The organism is Streptomyces similanensis, from assembly GCF_039543625.1.
Taxonomy (GTDB): Bacteria; Actinomycetota; Actinomycetes; order Streptomycetales; family Streptomycetaceae; genus Streptomyces; species Streptomyces similanensis.
Genome location: NZ_BAABKC010000145.1, coordinates 12,704 through 27,624 on the forward strand (window position 1 = coordinate 12,704; position 14,921 = coordinate 27,624).

The 14,921-nt window shown below is 73.1% G+C and carries 12 protein-coding genes; 5 read left to right on the forward strand and 7 right to left on the reverse strand.

Features of this window, described 5'->3' with window-relative positions; all coding sequences use genetic code 11:
* Positions 1–51: 51 nt before the first annotated feature.
* Complete coding sequence (locus ABEB07_RS37825; RefSeq protein ID WP_345672587.1) at positions 52–1,530, reverse strand: cellulase family glycosylhydrolase; 1,479 nt, start codon at positions 1,528–1,530, stop codon at positions 52–54.
* A 298-nt stretch (positions 1,531–1,828) separates the two neighbouring features.
* Between ABEB07_RS37825 and ABEB07_RS37830 the strand changes: the two genes are divergently transcribed.
* A complete protein-coding gene (locus tag ABEB07_RS37830) occupies positions 1,829–4,750 on the forward strand; it encodes a glycoside hydrolase family 48 protein (RefSeq protein ID WP_345672590.1) in 2,922 nt (973 codons plus the stop codon).
* Between the two features lie 114 nt (positions 4,751–4,864).
* Here the strand turns inward: ABEB07_RS37830 and ABEB07_RS37835 are convergent, their stop codons facing one another.
* Both ABEB07_RS37835 and ABEB07_RS37840 read right to left on the reverse strand, forming a co-directional pair.
* Complete coding sequence (locus tag ABEB07_RS37835; RefSeq protein ID WP_345672591.1) at positions 4,865–5,614, reverse strand: class I SAM-dependent methyltransferase; 750 nt, start codon at positions 5,612–5,614, stop codon at positions 4,865–4,867.
* A 21-nt stretch (positions 5,615–5,635) separates the two neighbouring features.
* Entirely contained in the window at positions 5,636–5,941 is a 306-nt protein-coding gene (locus ABEB07_RS37840; protein ID WP_345672593.1) for a 4a-hydroxytetrahydrobiopterin dehydratase, read from the reverse strand.
* Between the two features lie 153 nt (positions 5,942–6,094).
* Here ABEB07_RS37840 and ABEB07_RS37845 point away from each other — a divergent pair, with 153 nt between their 5' ends.
* Together ABEB07_RS37845 and ABEB07_RS37850 are read left to right on the forward strand one after the other, a co-directional pair.
* Positions 6,095–6,931, forward strand: coding sequence for a helix-turn-helix domain-containing protein (locus ABEB07_RS37845; protein WP_345672594.1), 837 nt, complete (start codon positions 6,095–6,097; stop codon positions 6,929–6,931).
* A gap of 63 nt (positions 6,932–6,994) precedes the next feature.
* Positions 6,995–7,858, forward strand: coding sequence for a helix-turn-helix domain-containing protein (locus ABEB07_RS37850; protein ID WP_345672595.1), 864 nt, complete (start codon positions 6,995–6,997; stop codon positions 7,856–7,858).
* An 89-nt stretch (positions 7,859–7,947) separates the two neighbouring features.
* On the opposite strand, the gene dnaK is transcribed toward ABEB07_RS37850, so the two are convergent.
* From dnaK to ABEB07_RS37870, 4 genes are all read right to left on the reverse strand, one after another.
* On the reverse strand, positions 7,948–9,819 hold the full coding sequence (dnaK, locus tag ABEB07_RS37855) for a molecular chaperone DnaK (RefSeq protein WP_345672597.1): 1,872 nt from the start codon (positions 9,817–9,819) through the stop codon (positions 7,948–7,950).
* A 142-nt stretch (positions 9,820–9,961) separates the two neighbouring features.
* Positions 9,962–10,387 (reverse strand): OsmC family protein, encoded by a 426-nt coding sequence (locus ABEB07_RS37860; RefSeq protein WP_345672598.1) that lies wholly within the window; start codon positions 10,385–10,387, stop codon positions 9,962–9,964.
* A 157-nt stretch (positions 10,388–10,544) separates the two neighbouring features.
* The gene (locus tag ABEB07_RS37865) at positions 10,545–12,653 is read right to left on the reverse strand and encodes a phage holin family protein (protein WP_425589148.1); all 2,109 of its coding nucleotides are present in this window, start codon (positions 12,651–12,653) and stop codon (positions 10,545–10,547) included.
* A gap of 245 nt (positions 12,654–12,898) precedes the next feature.
* Entirely contained in the window at positions 12,899–13,336 is a 438-nt protein-coding gene (locus tag ABEB07_RS37870) for a hypothetical protein (RefSeq protein WP_176151179.1), read from the reverse strand.
* Positions 13,337–13,422: 86 nt separating this feature from the next.
* Between ABEB07_RS37870 and ABEB07_RS37875 the strand changes: the two genes are divergently transcribed.
* Positions 13,423–14,205 carry an MBL fold metallo-hydrolase gene (locus ABEB07_RS37875; protein ID WP_345672600.1) on the forward strand — a complete coding sequence of 261 codons (783 nt, stop codon included), beginning with the start codon at positions 13,423–13,425 and terminating at the stop codon, positions 14,203–14,205.
* Positions 14,202–14,846 (forward strand): VTT domain-containing protein, encoded by a 645-nt coding sequence (locus tag ABEB07_RS37880; protein WP_164585697.1) that lies wholly within the window; start codon positions 14,202–14,204, stop codon positions 14,844–14,846. Before ABEB07_RS37875 ends, ABEB07_RS37880 begins: the two co-directional genes overlap by 4 nt.
* Positions 14,847–14,921 lie beyond the last annotated feature (75 nt).

Sequence of the window (14,921 nt, forward strand, 5' to 3'; positions counted from 1 at the left end):
GGGGAGATCCTTCTGTGGGAGTGAGGTTGCCGGTTCTTCGGATGCGGGAGGTCAGGGGGTGAGGGCGCGCAGGTGGTCGCGCAGCCCGGCGCCGTACGCCGTGGGAGTTCCGTCGTAGGCGGAGATCAGGGACGGGCCGGAGGAACAGTCCCAGGTGTTCCAGGTCCAGCCGAGGTAGGACAGCCGGTGGTCGTCGAACCACTTCATGACCTGGTCGGTGAAGCCGTGCGAGCAGGTGTTCTCGCCGATCTCCCCCGCCACCAGCGGCACTTGGGCGGCGACCGGGGCGAGCGTGGAGTTCCAGCAGCTCTCACTGGCGCAGGAGTTGAAGTTGTAGACGTGATAGGCGGCGACGAGATTGCCGGCCGGGTCGGCCGGGCGGTACGTCAGCCACTGGCTGAGGTCGTTGGAGTAGGCGAGCCCGCCGGCCAGGATCAGGTTGCGCGCGCCGGTGGCGCGGACGGCGTCGACCAGGTCCTGCATGCCGGCCACCTCGTAGCCGATGCCGGGGCAGGCGCCGCCGTCGCGCCAGCACTTCCACGCGTCGGCGGTGTTCGACGTCGCGCGGTCCGGATACGGCTCGTTGAACAGGTCGAAGGCGACGGCCTGGTCGGCCTTGAAGGTGTCGGCGACCGAGGACCAGAACGCGGGTGTGTACTGGGCGTCGGGCATGGGTTTCTGGCAGGTGGCGTGCACGTCGGAGCAGCCGGCCGAGTTGCCGGTGTACTGGCCCCAGGTCCAGTGCAGGTCGATGACCGGGGTCATGCCGTGCGCCTCGATCCGCGTGACGAGGTCCTTGACGGCGGTGATGTAGCGGGCTCCGGCGTATTCGGGTTTGACGTTGGAAAGGCCCAGCCAGCACTCCTCGTTGACGGGGATCCGGACGGTGTTCGCCTTCCAGTCGGCGATCGCCGCGATCGACGCGTCGTCCACGGGCCCGTCGAAGAAGCCGTAGCCCTGGACGCACATGAACTCGCCGCCGGAGCGGTTGACGCCGAGCAGCCGGCGGGTGGTGCCGGCGGCGTCGACGATCGCGTTGCCCGCGACGTGCAGGGCGGGCGCCTTGCCGTCGCCGCCGGTGGGCGGCGGGTCGGTCGGCGGCGGGGTGGGCTCCGTGTCGACGTTGCAGGTGGTGCCGTTGAGCTGGAACGCCGTGGGTGTGGAGGCGGCGCCCGCGCCGTTCGCGAGGAAGCCGGCCTCGACGCTCGCGCCGGTGCCGAGCGCTCCGTTCCAGCTCTCGTTGAGCGCGGTCACCGAGGCGCCCGACTGGGACCACTTGGCGTTCCAGCCCTGGGTGACCTTCTGCCCGCCGGGGAAGTCGAAGGTGAGACTCCAACCGGTGAGCGCGGTGCGGTTGTTGGCGATCCGCACGGTGCCCTGGAAGCCGGCGTCCCACTGGCCGGCGACCGAGTACTGCACCGTGCAGGCGGGGGTGGCGCCCTGGGCCGTGACGGCCGGCACGACGACGCTCCCGAGGAGCGCGACCGCGCCGGCGACGGCGAGGAGGAGGGAACGCGGGGGGTGTCGCATGAGCGACTCCTTGCAGCTCTGGCGCGTCGGGGCGGACGCGTCGACTGATGGAATCGCTCCCACTGGTTCGAGTGAAGGTAGCGGCAACTTCGGGTGAGGAACAGGGGCGGTGCCGAGTTTCCGGCGACTTTTCGGCGACGCGGCCGGTCAGCGGGGCGACGAATCTTTTCGTTCCGTCCAGGACTTGACCGTTCACTGACACGTCCGCACTATGGGAGCGCTCCCACTGGTCAGGGCTTGTTGCTCCTCCCCCGCACACCCCCCACCTTCTTTCCGAGCCGCAAGGAGGGACCAGCGCATGTTCCCCGCGCACAGACCCGGACGCCGATTACCGCGGCGTCTGTGGACCGCCGTGGCGGCGGCCCTCGCACTCCCCGCGACCATGCTGGCCACGGGCTCGACCACGGCACAGGCGGCGTCGGTCGCGTGCAGCGTGGACTACAGGACCAACGACTGGGGCTCCGGCTTCACCGCGGATCTGACGCTCACCAACCGCGGCACGGACGCCCTCAACGGCTGGACCCTGACCTACGGTTACTCGGGCAATCAGAAGCTGACCAACGGCTGGAACGGCAGCTGGTCGCAGTCCGGGCAGTCGGTCACCGTGAAGAACGCCTCGTACAACGGCACGATCGCCGCCGGGGCCGCGGTGACCACCGGCGCCCAGTTCACCTACAGCGGCACGAACAGCGCACCGACGAGCTTCGCGGTCAACGGCACCGCCTGTACCGGCGCGCACCAGCCGCCGATCACCGTGCTGACCAGCCCCGCCCCGGGCGCCACCTATGCGCAGGGCGAGGCGGTGCCGCTCGCCGCCAGTGCCGCGGCCGCCGACGGCGCGACGATCGGCAAGGTCGAGTTCTACGACGACACCACCCTGCTGGGCACCGACACCAGCGCCCCGTACACCTTCTCGGCCACCGCGCTGGGCGTGGGCGGCCACTCGCTGCTGGCCAAGGCGTACGACAGTCTGGGCGCGTCCGCGGAGTCCACGCCGGTCGGCGTCACCGTCGCCTCCGGCCCCGCCGTGGTGGCCTCGCCGACCCAACTCGGCGTCCAGCAGGGCAAGTCGGGCACCTTCGACGTGAGGCTTTCCAAGCAGCCGAGCGCGAACGTGACAGTGAGCACGGCCCGTACGGACGGCAACACCGGACTCTCCGTGACCGGCGGCTCCGCGCTCACCTTCACCCCGGCCAACTGGAGCACCGCGCAGAAGGTGACCGTCACGGCGGACGCCTCCGGGACCGGTTCGGCGACCTTCACCGCCTCGGCCGCCGGCCATGCCAAGGCCACGGTCACCGTGACCGAACTGGCCGCCGCCAAGGCGTACGACGCGCGCTTCCTCGACCTCTACGGGAAGATCACCAACCCGGCGAACGGCTACTTCTCGCCCCAGGGCATCCCCTACCACTCGGTGGAGACGCTGATCGTGGAGGCGCCCGACTACGGTCACGAGACCACGTCGGAGGCGTACAGCTACCTCATCTGGCTCCAGGCGATGTACGGCAAGGTGACGGGCGACTGGTCGAAGTTCAACGGCGCCTGGGACGTCATGGAGAAGTACATGATCCCCACCCACGCCGACCAGCCGACCAACTCCTTCTACAACGCGTCCAAGCCGGCCACCTACGCGCCCGAGGCGGACACCCCGAACGAGTACCCGGCCAAGCTCGACACCTCGGTGTCCGTCGGCTCCGACCCGATCGCGGGCGAGCTGAAGTCCGCGTACGGCACCGACGACGTCTACGGCATGCACTGGATCGAGGACGTCGACAACGTCTACGGCTACGGCGACGCGCCCGGCACGTGCGAGGCCGGCCCGAGCGCCGGCGGCCCCTCCTACATCAACACCTTCCAGCGCGGCCCGCAGGAGTCGGTCTGGGAGACGGTCCCGCAGCCGACCTGCGACGCCTTCAAGTACGGCGGCAAGAACGGGTACCTGGACCTGTTCACCGGCGACTCCTCCTACGCCAGGCAGTGGAAGTACACCGACGCCCCGGACGCCGACGCGCGCGCCGTGCAGGCCGCGTACTGGGCCGACCTGTGGGCCAAGGCGCAGGGCAAGGGCACGGACGTGTCCGCGACCGTGGGCAAGGCCGCGAAGATGGGCGACTACCTGCGCTACGCCATGTACGACAAGTACTTCAAGAAGATCGGCAACTGCACCGGTCCGTCGACCTGCCCGGCCGGCACCGGCAAGGATGCCTCGCACTACCTGCTGTCCTGGTACTACGCCTGGGGCGGCGCCACCGACACCAGCGCGGGCTGGTCCTGGCGCATCGGCTCCAGCCACGTCCACGGCGGCTACCAGAACCCGCTGGCCGCGTACGCGCTCAGCACCAACGCCGATCTGAAGCCCAAGTCGGCGACCGGCGCGACGGACTGGGGCACGTCGCTCAAGCGGCAGCTGGAGTTCTACCAGTGGCTCCAGTCGTCCGAGGGCGCCATCGCGGGCGGCGCCACCAACAGCTGGCAGGGCCGCTACGCCACCCCGCCGGCCGGCACCCCGACCTTCTACGGCATGTACTACGACGAGGCGCCCGTCTACCACGACCCGCCGTCCAACCAGTGGTTCGGCTTCCAGGCCTGGTCGATGGAGCGCGTCGCCGAGTACTACCAGCAGACCGGGGACGCCAAGGCGAAAGCCGTGCTGGACAAGTGGGTCAAGTGGGCGCTGGCCAACACCACGGTCAACCCGGACGGCACCTTCCTGATCCCCTCCACGCTCAAGTGGTCGGGCAAGCCGGACACCTGGAACGCCGCCTCCCCCGGCGCCAACAGCTCCCTGCACGTCACGATCGCCGACTACACCGACGACGTGGGCGTGGCCGCCGCGTACGCCAAGACGCTGACCTACTACGGCGCCAAGTCCGGTGACGCGCAGGCCAAGTCGACGGCCAAGGCGCTGCTGGACGGCATGTGGGCCAACGACCAGGACAGCCTGGGCGTCGCCGTCCCGGAGACCCGCACCGACTACAGCCGGTTCGGCGACAGCGTGTACGTGCCCAGCGGCTGGACCGGCACGATGCCGAACGGCGACAGAATCGACTCCTCGTCCACCTTCGCCTCGATCCGGTCCTTCTACAAGAACGACCCGGCCTGGTCGAAGATCGAGGCCTATCTGAAGGGCGGGGCCGCTCCGACCTTCACATACCACCGGTTCTGGGCCCAGGCGGACATAGCCCTCGCCATGGGTTCGTACGCGGAGCTCCTCGAATAGTCCCCGCTAAGACTCCGCGTACCGCGCGCCGGGCGGACCCCCCTGCTGCTGGGGTCCGCCCGGTCGTCGTGCGCGGCTCCGGTGACGTGCGCGGCTGCGGTCGTCGTGGGCGGCTCACGCTTCGGCCGGTCGGCGGAACGCGCGCAGCGTGAAGACCGGGTCCGGGCGGGGCCGGTCCTGGTCGGGCAGGGCGGCCAGGCGGGCGGCGAACCGTTCAGCGAGCGGTTCGCCGGGCGGCAGGGTGACGAACCAGCCGCGCCGCAGGTCGGCGAGGGTACGGCGGGGGCTGCGGCCCTGGCCGCGGCCCGGGAAGCGGGCCCGGCCGGCCGGCAGCAGGCCGTGCCCTGCGGCGCACGCGGCCACCTCGTCCTCGGCGTCGCGGGCGGGGGCGGGCGGCCGCGCGGCGAGGACGGCGTCGATGTCGCTGCCAACGTTGTGGCCCGCCGCCTTGTCGACGGTGGTGACCCAGACGCCGCCGGGGCGCAGCACCCGGGCGCACTCGGCGACGACGGCCCGCACGTCCTCGGGGGCCGGCATCAGGTGCAGCAGCCATACGCTGGTGACCGCGTCGAAGCGGCCGTCCGGGAAGGGCAGCCGGCGGCTGTCGGCGCGGACCACGGCGCCGGGCAGCCGGGCGGCGGCCCGCAGCGTCATCGCGGACGCCCGGTCGACGCCGGTCACCCGCGCGCCGGCGCGGCCGGCGGCCAGCCGGCGGGTCACGATCCCGGTGCCGCAGCCGAGGTCGAGCAGCTCGCGCGCCGGCCCGGGCAGCAGGGCGAGGACCGCCTCGGCCGCGGCGGCGGCGCGCGGTTCGCCGCCGCGCAGGGCGTCGTAGCGCCCGGCCTCCTCGTCGTAGTCCAGCATGCGCCCCCCGTTCCGCGCGGCTCAGCGCGCGCCGTGGCCCGGCGCGAGGTCCTGGACCCGGCGGGCGAGCTCGACGTCCTTCTCGGTGACGGCGCCGCCCGCGCTGTGCGTGTGCACGCTGACGGAGACGGTGTCGTACCCCAGGGTGAGGTCGGAGTGGTGGTCCATCTCCTCCTGCACCTGGGCGATGTGCACCACCATCGCGGTCGCCGCGAAGTGCGAGCCCAGCCGGTAGGAGCGGGTGAGCCGGTCCCCGTCGAGCGACCAGCCGGGCAGCTCGGCGAGCCGGGCCTCGATCTCCTGGTGCGACAGCGGTGCGACGGGCATGGGAGCACTCCCTCGGCGATGGCGGCGGGCCCGCGGTGCGCGGCCGCGGCTGTGTGTTCAGCCTGCCACAGGAGTGCCGCCGCGGCCCTGCTCACCTGGGCGCGGAGAAAACGCGGCCGCGGACCGGACGGCGGTTCGACTACGGTCATGCGTATGACCACTGTCACCACCGCTGCCGCCGCGCTTCCCACCGCCCCCGCCGGCCAGGGCGTCGGCCCGCTGCTGCGGGCCTGGCGGGAGCGGCGACGGGTCAGTCAGCTGGAGCTGGCGCTGCGCGCCGACTCCTCGGCCCGGCACATCAGCTTCATCGAGACCGGCCGCTCCCGCCCCAGTGAGGAGATGGTGCTGCGGCTGGCCGAGCACCTGGACGTGCCGGTGCGCGAGCGCAACTCCCTGCTGCTGGCCGCCGGTTACGCCCCGCACTACCCGGAGACGCCGATGGACGCGCCGGCGCTGGGCGCGCTGCGGGAGGGCCTGGAGCGGCTGATCCTCGGCTACGAGCCGTATCCGGCGCTGGTGGTGGACGCCCGCTACGACGTGGTGACGGCGAACCGGGGCATCACCATGCTGCTGGAGGGCGTCCCGGAGGCGCTGCTGGAGCCGCCGCTGAACGCGATGCGGCTGACCCTGCATCCGGAGGGCCTCGCACCGCGCATCCGCAACCTGCGCGAGTGGCGCGGGCATCTGCTCGCGCAGATGGAGCGGCAGATCGCGCTGCACCGCTCGCCGGCCCTGCGGGCGCTGTACGAGGAGGTGGCGGCGTATCCGGTGCCGGAGTCCGGCTCCCAGCTCTCCGAGGAACCGGCCGAGCCCGTGCCCTACTTCGCGCTGCCGATGGTGATCGAGCACGACGGGCGGCTGCTGTCGTTCGTCTCCTCGATCTCCACCTTCAACACGCCGATGGACGTGACGGTGGCCGAGCTGGCGATCGAGACGTTCCTGCCGGCCGACCCGGCGACCGTCAAGTACCTGCGTGCCATGGCCCCTTGACGTGCTGTGACACACTGAGCCGCGTGCCCGGGCGGGTGCTTCGGGGGTGGGGGGAGGCGTGGCGTGAGCGAGCGGCGGCCGGCGCCGACGGTGGGCCAGGTGGTGCTCGGCAGGAGACTGCGGGAGCTGCGCGAGGCGGCGGGTCTGACCCGCGAGGAGGCCGCGCGGGTGCTGCGGGTGGCCCCGGCGACCGTGCGGCGCATGGAACTCGCCGAGGTCGCCCTCAAGATCCCTTACGTCCAGGTGCTGTTGACGACGTACGGGGTGAGCGAGGAGGAGTCCGCCGGGTTCGTGCGGCTGGCCGAGGAGGCCAACCAGCCCGGCTGGTGGCAGCGCTTCCACGACGTGCTGCCGGACTGGTTCAGCCTGTACGTGAGCCTGGAGGGCGCCGCCCGCCTGATCCGCTGCTACGAACCGCACTTCGTGCCGGGCCTGTTGCAGACCGAGGAGTACGCGCGGGCCGTGCTGGAGGCGGGCACGGTCGGGCAGGGCGGACGGGAGTCGATCGAGCGGCACGTGTCGCTGCGCATGGCCCGCCAGGAACTGCTGGAGCGGCCGGACCCGCCGCACCTGTGGGTGATCGTCGAGGAGACGGTGCTGCGCCGGCCGGTCAGCCCCCGCCCCGAGGTGATGCGCGGGCAGCTGGACAAGCTGCTGGAGCTGACCGAGCGGGACCGGGTGACGCTCCAGATCGCCGAGTTCGCGGACGGACCGCATCCGGGGACGTACGCGCCGTTCTCGCTGTTCCGGTTCGCCGAGCCGGAGTTGCCGGACCTCGTCTACACCGAGTACCTGACCGGCGCGCTCTACCTGGACTCGCGCAGTGAGGTCGCCATGCACCTGGAGGTGCTGGACCACATGACGACCCGTGCCGCGTCGGCCGAGCGCACCCGCCGGCTGCTGAGGGAGTGCCGCGAGGACTGCTGAGCCGCGCCCGCCGGCCGCCTCGGGCGGTCCCGCCCCTGGAGCCGCGCCTCGGCGCCGGGCTGCTCCGCCCCTGGTGTCGCGTCCTGGTGTCAGGCGGCTCCGCCCTTGGTGTCGCGGTCCTCGTCGACGATCTCGGCGTCCACCACGCCCTCGTCCTCCCGCTCCGGCCCCCGCTCGTCCGGCTGTTCGCCGCCGCCCTGCGGACTCTGCCGCGCCTGCGCGTACATCGCCTGGCCCATCCGCTGGCTGACGGTGGCGAGGCGGTCGGTGGCGGCGCGCAGGGCGGTGGTGTCGGCGTCCCGCTCCAGCAGGGTCTTCACCTCGGCGACGGCCGACTCCACCTCGCCCTTGGTGTCGGCGGGTACGCGGTCGCCGTTGTCGCGGAGGAACTTCTCGGTCTGGTAGGAGAGTTGTTCGGCCTGGTTGCGGGTCTCGGCGGCCTCGCGGCGGGCCCGGTCCTCCTCGGCGTACTGTTCGGCCTCGCGCATCATGCGGTCGATGTCGTCCTTGGGCAGGGCGGAGCCGCCGGTGACCGTCATCTTCTGCTCGCGGCCGGTGGCCAGGTCCTTGGCAAAGACGTGCATGATGCCGTTGGCGTCGATGTCGAAGGCGACCTCGATCTGCGGCACCCCGCGCGGGGCCGGCGGCAGGCCGGTGAGGTCGAAGACGCCGAGCTTCTTGTTGTAGGCGGCGATCTCGCGTTCGCCCTGGTAGACCTGGATGCCGACCGAAGGCTGGTTGTCGGCGGCGGTGGTGAAGATCTCCGAACGCCGGGTGGGGATCGTGGTGTTGCGCTCGATCAGCCTGGTCATGATGCCGCCCTTGGTCTCGATGCCCAGGGACAGCGGGGTGACGTCGAGCAGCAGGACGTCCTTGACGTCGCCGCGGATCACGCCGGCCTGGAGGGCGGCGCCCACGGCCACCACCTCGTCCGGGTTGACGCCCTTGTGCGGGTCCTTGCCGGTGAGGTCGCGCACCAGGTCGGTGACGGCGGGCATCCGGGTGGAGCCGCCGACCAGGATCACGTGGTCGATGGCGGACAGCTCGATCCGCGCGTCCTGGACCGCCTGGTGGAACGGCTTCTTGCAGCGGTCCAGCAGATCGGCGGTCAGCTCCTGGAACTGGGCGCGGGTGAGCTTCTCGTCCAGGTGCAGCGGGCCCTCGGCGGAGGCCGTGATGTAGGGCAGGTTGATGTTCGTCTCGGTGGACGAGGACAGTTCGATCTTGGCCTTCTCGGCGGCCTCGCGCAGCCGTTGCAGGGCCATCCTGTCGCTGCCGAGGTCGATGCCGTACTGCCCCTTGAACCGTTTGACCAGGTGCTCGACGATCCGCTGGTCCCAGTCGTCGCCGCCCAGCAGGGTGTCGCCGTTGGTGGCCTTGACCTCGATGACGCCGTCGCCGATCTCCAGCAGGGACACGTCGAAGGTGCCGCCGCCCAGGTCGAAGACGAGGACGGTCTGCTCCTCGCCCCGGTCCAGGCCGTAGGCGAGCGCGGCGGCGGTGGGCTCGTTGATGATCCGGAGCACCTTGAGGCCGGCGATCTCCCCCGCCTCCTTGGTGGCCTGGCGCTGGGCGTCGTCGAAGTAGGCCGGCACGGTGATCACGGCGTCGGTGACGTCCTCGCCGAGGTAGGCCTCGGTGTCCCGCTTCAGCTTCTGGAGCACCCGCGCGGACAGCTCCTGCGCCCGGTAGCGGGTGCCGTCGACCGAGCCCTGGTCGGGGAAGCGCCAGTGCGCGTCGCCCATGTGGCGCTTGACGGAGCGGGCGGTGCGGTCCACGTTCGTCACCGCCTGCCGTTTGGCGACCTCGCCGACCAGCACCTCGCCGTTCTTGGCGAACGCCACCACCGACGGCGTGGTCCGCGCGCCCTCGGCGTTGGCCACGACCGTGGGCTCGCCGCCCTCCAGGACGGCCACCACCGAGTTCGTCGTCCCGAGATCGATCCCGACCGCGCGTGCCATCGTCGTCCCCTTCCGCCGTGTCCGCCGTGTCCGCGGTGTCCGCGATATCCGCCGTGTCCTCCGGGTACCCCGGCGGGCGCGAACGACGATGCCGCGCACCCGCGGGGCGGGGGCGCGGCACCGGGGGGCGGGCCGGGGCGCGTCAGGCGAGCTTGGCGTCCAGGGTGATGGTCGTGCCGGCCAGGGCCTGGCTGACCGGGCAGTTCTTCTTGGCGTCCTCGGCGGCGGCGACGAAGGACTCGGCGTCGATGCCGGGGACGTCGCCGACGACGGTGAGGTGGATGCCGGTGATGCCGGTGCCCGGCTGGAAGGTCACGTCGGCCTTGGTCTCGATCCTGCGGGGCGCGGTGCCGGCGCCGGTCAGGCCGTGCGAGAGCGCCATGGAGAAGCAGCTGGAGTGGGCGGCGGCGATCAGTTCCTCGGGGCTGGTCTTCCCGTTCGCCTGCTCGGCGCGCGACGGCCACGACACCGGCTGCGAGCCGATGCCGGAGGAGTCGAAGCTGACCTCGCCGCTGCCTTCGAGCAGGTTGCCTTCCCAGACGGTGTGAGCGGTGCGCGTTGTTGCCACGGTGTGATCCGTACCTTTCGCTGAGTGCCCGTTTCCGGGGGGTGCGTCGCCACCATCCGATCACATCCGCGGTGCGCGGACCCGGTGAACGGGGCGGGAGACGTGGATGTTTCGGGGCGGTGCGGGGCGCGGCAGCGGGGACGGGCCGGGGGCGGGGTCAGGCGGCCCGTTCCTCGGTGGCCGGTTCCGCTGCGGCCGGCGCGGGTGCGGCGGGTTCCGGTGCGGACGGCTGCGGTACGGACGGCTCCGGCGCGGCCGGGGCCGGGACGCGGGGGCCGGCGGGGCCGGTGGTCGCCTCGGTCAGCCAGCGGCGCAGGACGCCGTGCACCTCCTCGGCGCCGACGAGTTCCGTGTCCTCGGGCACGGGCGGGGAGCACCGCAGCGGGGACAGCAGGAAGGGGCGGGACTGGGCGCCGCCGAGTCCGCCGTGGGAGCCGATCTGCTCCTCGAAGGCCAGCACCTCGCCGTCGGCCGGGTCGTGGCTGGAGTTGACCATGATGTCGGCGGTGTGCGGGAAGGAGTGGGTGCGGCGGACGGCGTCGGCGGCGCCGGGTCCGAAGACGGCGAGCGGACCGGGGTCGGCGTCGAGGTCGGCCAGCGGGACGCGCGCGCCGCGGGCGCCGAGCACCACGCCGCCGTGCTCCTCGCTGCGCACCAGCAGGAAGCCCACGCCGGGGTGGTTGGCGAGGGTGGACAGCAGCGCGGGGTGCCGGGCGGCGATCTCCTCCTCGCTCATCCGGTGCGGCACGTCCGGGAAGGAGACCAGGCCCAGGTTGCCGGAGGCCAGCACGACCGGCTCCGGGCGGCGGCCGGGACGGTGGTGCTCGCCGCCCTCCTCCACCGGGCGGCGCAGCGCGGCCCGGACGGCGGCCCGCGCCTCGGCGCCGCTGCGGGTGCGCTCCGCGCGGCGCGGCACGGGCAGTCCGCAGCCGGCCCGGACCAGGTCGCCCAGGGTGAGGCCGTAGCGGGCGTGGAACGTCTCGCCGGGGCTCTGGCCGTGGTCGGACAGGACGACGATCCGGTACGGGCGCGGGGCGTGCTCGGCGACGTTCTCGATCAGCGCGAGGGAGCGGTCCAGGCGGCGCAGCACCTTGGCGGCGTCCCGGCTGCGCGGCCCGGAGTGGTGGGCGACCTCGTCGTAGGCGACCAGGTCGGCGTAGACGGCGCTGCGGCCGGCCAGCAGGTCGCCCATCACGGCGGCCACGACGACGTCCCGCTCGACGACGGTCGCGAAGGCGCGGATCAGCGGGTAGAGGCCGCCGCGCGAGACGCGGGGGCGCTGCTTGCGGAGCCGGGCGCGCACCGACTGGCCGATCTCGCGGCCGGCCTCGGCGACGAAGGACAGGGCGGTGCGCACGGCGTTGGCGGGGTCGCAGAAGTAGGCGAAGTAGCCGGCGCGGGAGCGGGTGCCGGGGCCGCGGCGCGCCGAGACGGTGAGGACCAGGGCGGATTCGCCGGCGCCGCCGCTGAACAGGTTGCCGCGGCTGGCGCCGTCGTCCGCGAGCAGGCCGGCGTGGCCGGTGCGGGCGACGGCGCGGCGCTGGAGTTCCACGGCGCTGCTCGGGCGGTTGCAGACCATCACCTCGCCGGTGTCCTTCTCGTACCAGCGGAAGGCGGGGACGTCGTGGTTGGTGCCGTGCAGGATGGCGAGCTGGCTGGCGCCGGTCTGGCTGGACCAGTCGGTGCGCCAGGGGTCAAGGCGGTGGGTGGGCGGGACGGCTGCCGGGTCCGGGCCGGCGCCGAGCCAGCGGGCCACGGTCGGCATCAGGCCCTGGTCCACGGCGTCGCGCAGCACGTCGTGGCCGACGCCGTCGAGCTGGATGACGGCGGTGCCGGGCGTGGTGGAGCACGCTGTCGGCAGGCCGCGGCGCAGCGCCAGGCGGTGCAGGCGGCTGCGGTAGGCGTCGTCGTCGCGGACGGCGAGGGCGGCGCCGGTGGCGGAGGCGACGGCGGACATCACGGCGGCCACGATGACGGCGGTCTCGGGGGCCGCCTCGGGCCGGCCGGAGGGGTTGACGCGCAGGGCGAGCAGGAGCAGCGAGCCGTTGAGGAAGAAGACCAGCAGGCCGAGCACGAGCGCGGGCACGAGCAGCAGCAGGCGTACGAGCAGCGGCCAGACGACGGCCGAGAGGACGCCGAAGGCGCCGGCGCCGAGGGCGGCGGTGACGGCGATGGTGGTCGCGCTGTCGCCGTCGGGCGACTGGAGCTGGAAGTCCGGCAGGATGCCGGCGAGCACGAGCATGGTGACCGTGGAGACGGCCCACACGGACACGCTCCGCCCGATCTGACTGGCGACCCGCCGCCACCGCCCGCTCCCCACGACACCCCTCACCTCCCGGCCTCGGCCCTCCGCACGGGCCCGCTCCAGCTTGTCACACGGCCGGCGGCGGACGGCGGGGCCCGGCGGCCCGCCGGGGGCGACCCCCATGGCCTCGGGACGGCCGGACACCGTCGTGGCCCTGGGTCTCGGGTGCGGCCGGCCGCCGTCGTAGCCCGCGGTCTCGGGTGCGGTCAGCCGCCGTCGTAGCCCGCGGTCGGCATGGAGAGGCGGCGGTGGACGCGGGCCTTCATCTGGGCGTCGTAGGACGGCTCGGCCTGGCCGACCGTCTCCACCCGCACCCCGCGGCGCGCGCACTCGGCGGTGAACTCCTCCACGGAGGACAGCGCCCGCTCCAGCACGCGCCGGCTGGGTGCGACGAACAGGTCGACGCCGGGCCGTACGCCGTCCCACAGCGCGGTGTGGTCGGTGCGCAGTCCCCGTACGAGCAGTTCGCGCGCGACCACGTAGCCGTGTTCGGCGGCCCACCGGGCGCACATGGCGTGCTGGCCCCGGGAGTCCACGAGAAAGGGCTCGTCGTTCAGCTCCTCCAGGGGCGTCAGGCTGGCGATCGCCGTGACGCGGACCGGTGTCGCGGCGGCTTGGCCGCGGGGATCGGGCACTTCTCCCATGGCGTCCCCCTCACCTCCGGGTTTTCGCCGCCGACCCTACCCCTGCGCGTAGGGTCGGGGGGAGTCGCGCGAAGGAGGCAAAGAAGGTGCCGGTGGAGATCACCTGGTGGGGTCACGCGACCTGCACGGTCGAGGATTCGAACGTGCGCGTGCTGACCGATCCCCTGTTCGCCCGTCGGCTCGCGCACCTGCGCCGCCGCCAGGGTGCGCTGCCGCCGCCGGACGCCTGGCAGGCGGACGTGGCGCTCGTCTCGCATCTGCACGCCGACCATCTGCACCTGCCCTCGCTGGCCCGGCTCACGCCGGGCACGCGCCTGCTGGTGCCCCGGGGCGCACCACGGGCGGTACCGGGGCTGCGCCGGCTCGGACGGCCGGGCCGGCTGCGGATCACCGAGGTGGCGCCCGGCGACCGGGTCGAGGTCGGCGGGGTGAGCGTCCGGGCGGTGTCCGCCGCGCACGACGGGCGGCGCCTGCCGCTGGGCCCGCACCGCTCCCCCGCGCTCGGCTACGTCGTCGAGGGCCGGGCGCGGACGTACTTCGCCGGGGACACCGGCCTGTTCGAGACGATGGCCGAGGAGGTCGGACCGGTGGACGCGGCGCTGCTGCCGGTGGGCGGCTGGGGGCCGTCCCTGGGCGAGGGGCACCTGAACGCGGAGCGCGCGGCCGAGGCGCTGGCCCGGCTCGCGCCGCGCACCGCCGTGCCGGTGCACTACGGCACGTACTGGCCGATCGGGATGGACAGTGTGCGCCCCCACGAGTTCCACACGCCGGGCGACGAGTTCGTGCGCCATGCCGCGCTGCGCGCGCCGGGCGTGTCGGTGCACCGGCTGGCGCACGGCGCGAGCGTGCGCCTGGAGGTCGTACGGTGACGCCGCTGGCCGCCGCCGTGACGTCGGTGGTGCCGACGGAGACCACCCAGCAGGCGTTCGGGTACCCGTCGTTGTTCCTGCTGGTGCTGATCGGGGCGCTGGTGCCGGTGGTGCCCACGGGCGCGCTGGTCTCCTCGGCCGCGGTGGTCGCCGTGCACCGTACGGCGCCGCTCTCGCTGGCGCTGGTGTTCGTGACGGCGTCGCTGGCCGCGTTCTGCGGGGACGCGGCGCTGTACTGGCTGGGGCGGCGCGGGCTGAAGTCGAAGAACGGCTCGCGCTGGCTGGAGGCGATCCGCACCCGGGCGCCGGAGGACCGGCTGGAGCAGGCGCAGCGCAAACTCACCGACCACGGGGTGGCGGTGCTGGTGCTGTCCCGGCTGGTGCCGGCCGGGCGCATACCGATCATGCTGGCCTGTCTGCTCGCGAAGTGGCCGCTGCGCCGGTTCTCCCGCGGCAACCTGCCGGCCTGTCTGGCCTGGACGGTGACGTACCAGGTGATCGGCATCCTCGGCGGTTCGCTGTTCCCGGAGCCCTGGGAGGGCGTGGTCGCGGCGATCGTCCTCACGGTGCTGATCGGGGCGGCGCCGAGCGCCTGGCGGCGGGTCCGGCAGTGGACGCCGGCGCGGTCGGGCCCGAACTGAGCGGGGCGGGGGGTGCCTCTATGTCTTCCGTCAAGGCGCCCAGGTTCTGTTTGGGATGGTTTGGGGTGTGGAGGT

Bases quoted from the DNA above. Each gene is read 5' to 3' on its own strand.
- ABEB07_RS37825 (WP_345672587.1), bottom strand. From the start codon at position 1,530: ATGCGACACCCCCCGCGTTCCCTCCTCCTCGCCGTCGCCGGCGCGGTC.
- ABEB07_RS37830 (WP_345672590.1), top strand. From the start codon at position 1,829: ATGTTCCCCGCGCACAGACCCGGACGCCGATTACCGCGGCGTCTGTGG.
- ABEB07_RS37835 (WP_345672591.1), bottom strand. From the start codon at position 5,614: ATGCTGGACTACGACGAGGAGGCCGGGCGCTACGACGCCCTGCGCGGC.
- ABEB07_RS37840 (WP_345672593.1), bottom strand. From the start codon at position 5,941: ATGCCCGTCGCACCGCTGTCGCACCAGGAGATCGAGGCCCGGCTCGCC.
- ABEB07_RS37845 (WP_345672594.1), top strand. From the start codon at position 6,095: ATGACCACTGTCACCACCGCTGCCGCCGCGCTTCCCACCGCCCCCGCC.
- dnaK (WP_345672597.1), bottom strand. From the start codon at position 9,819: ATGGCACGCGCGGTCGGGATCGATCTCGGGACGACGAACTCGGTGGTG.
- ABEB07_RS37870 (WP_176151179.1), bottom strand. From the start codon at position 13,336: ATGGGAGAAGTGCCCGATCCCCGCGGCCAAGCCGCCGCGACACCGGTC.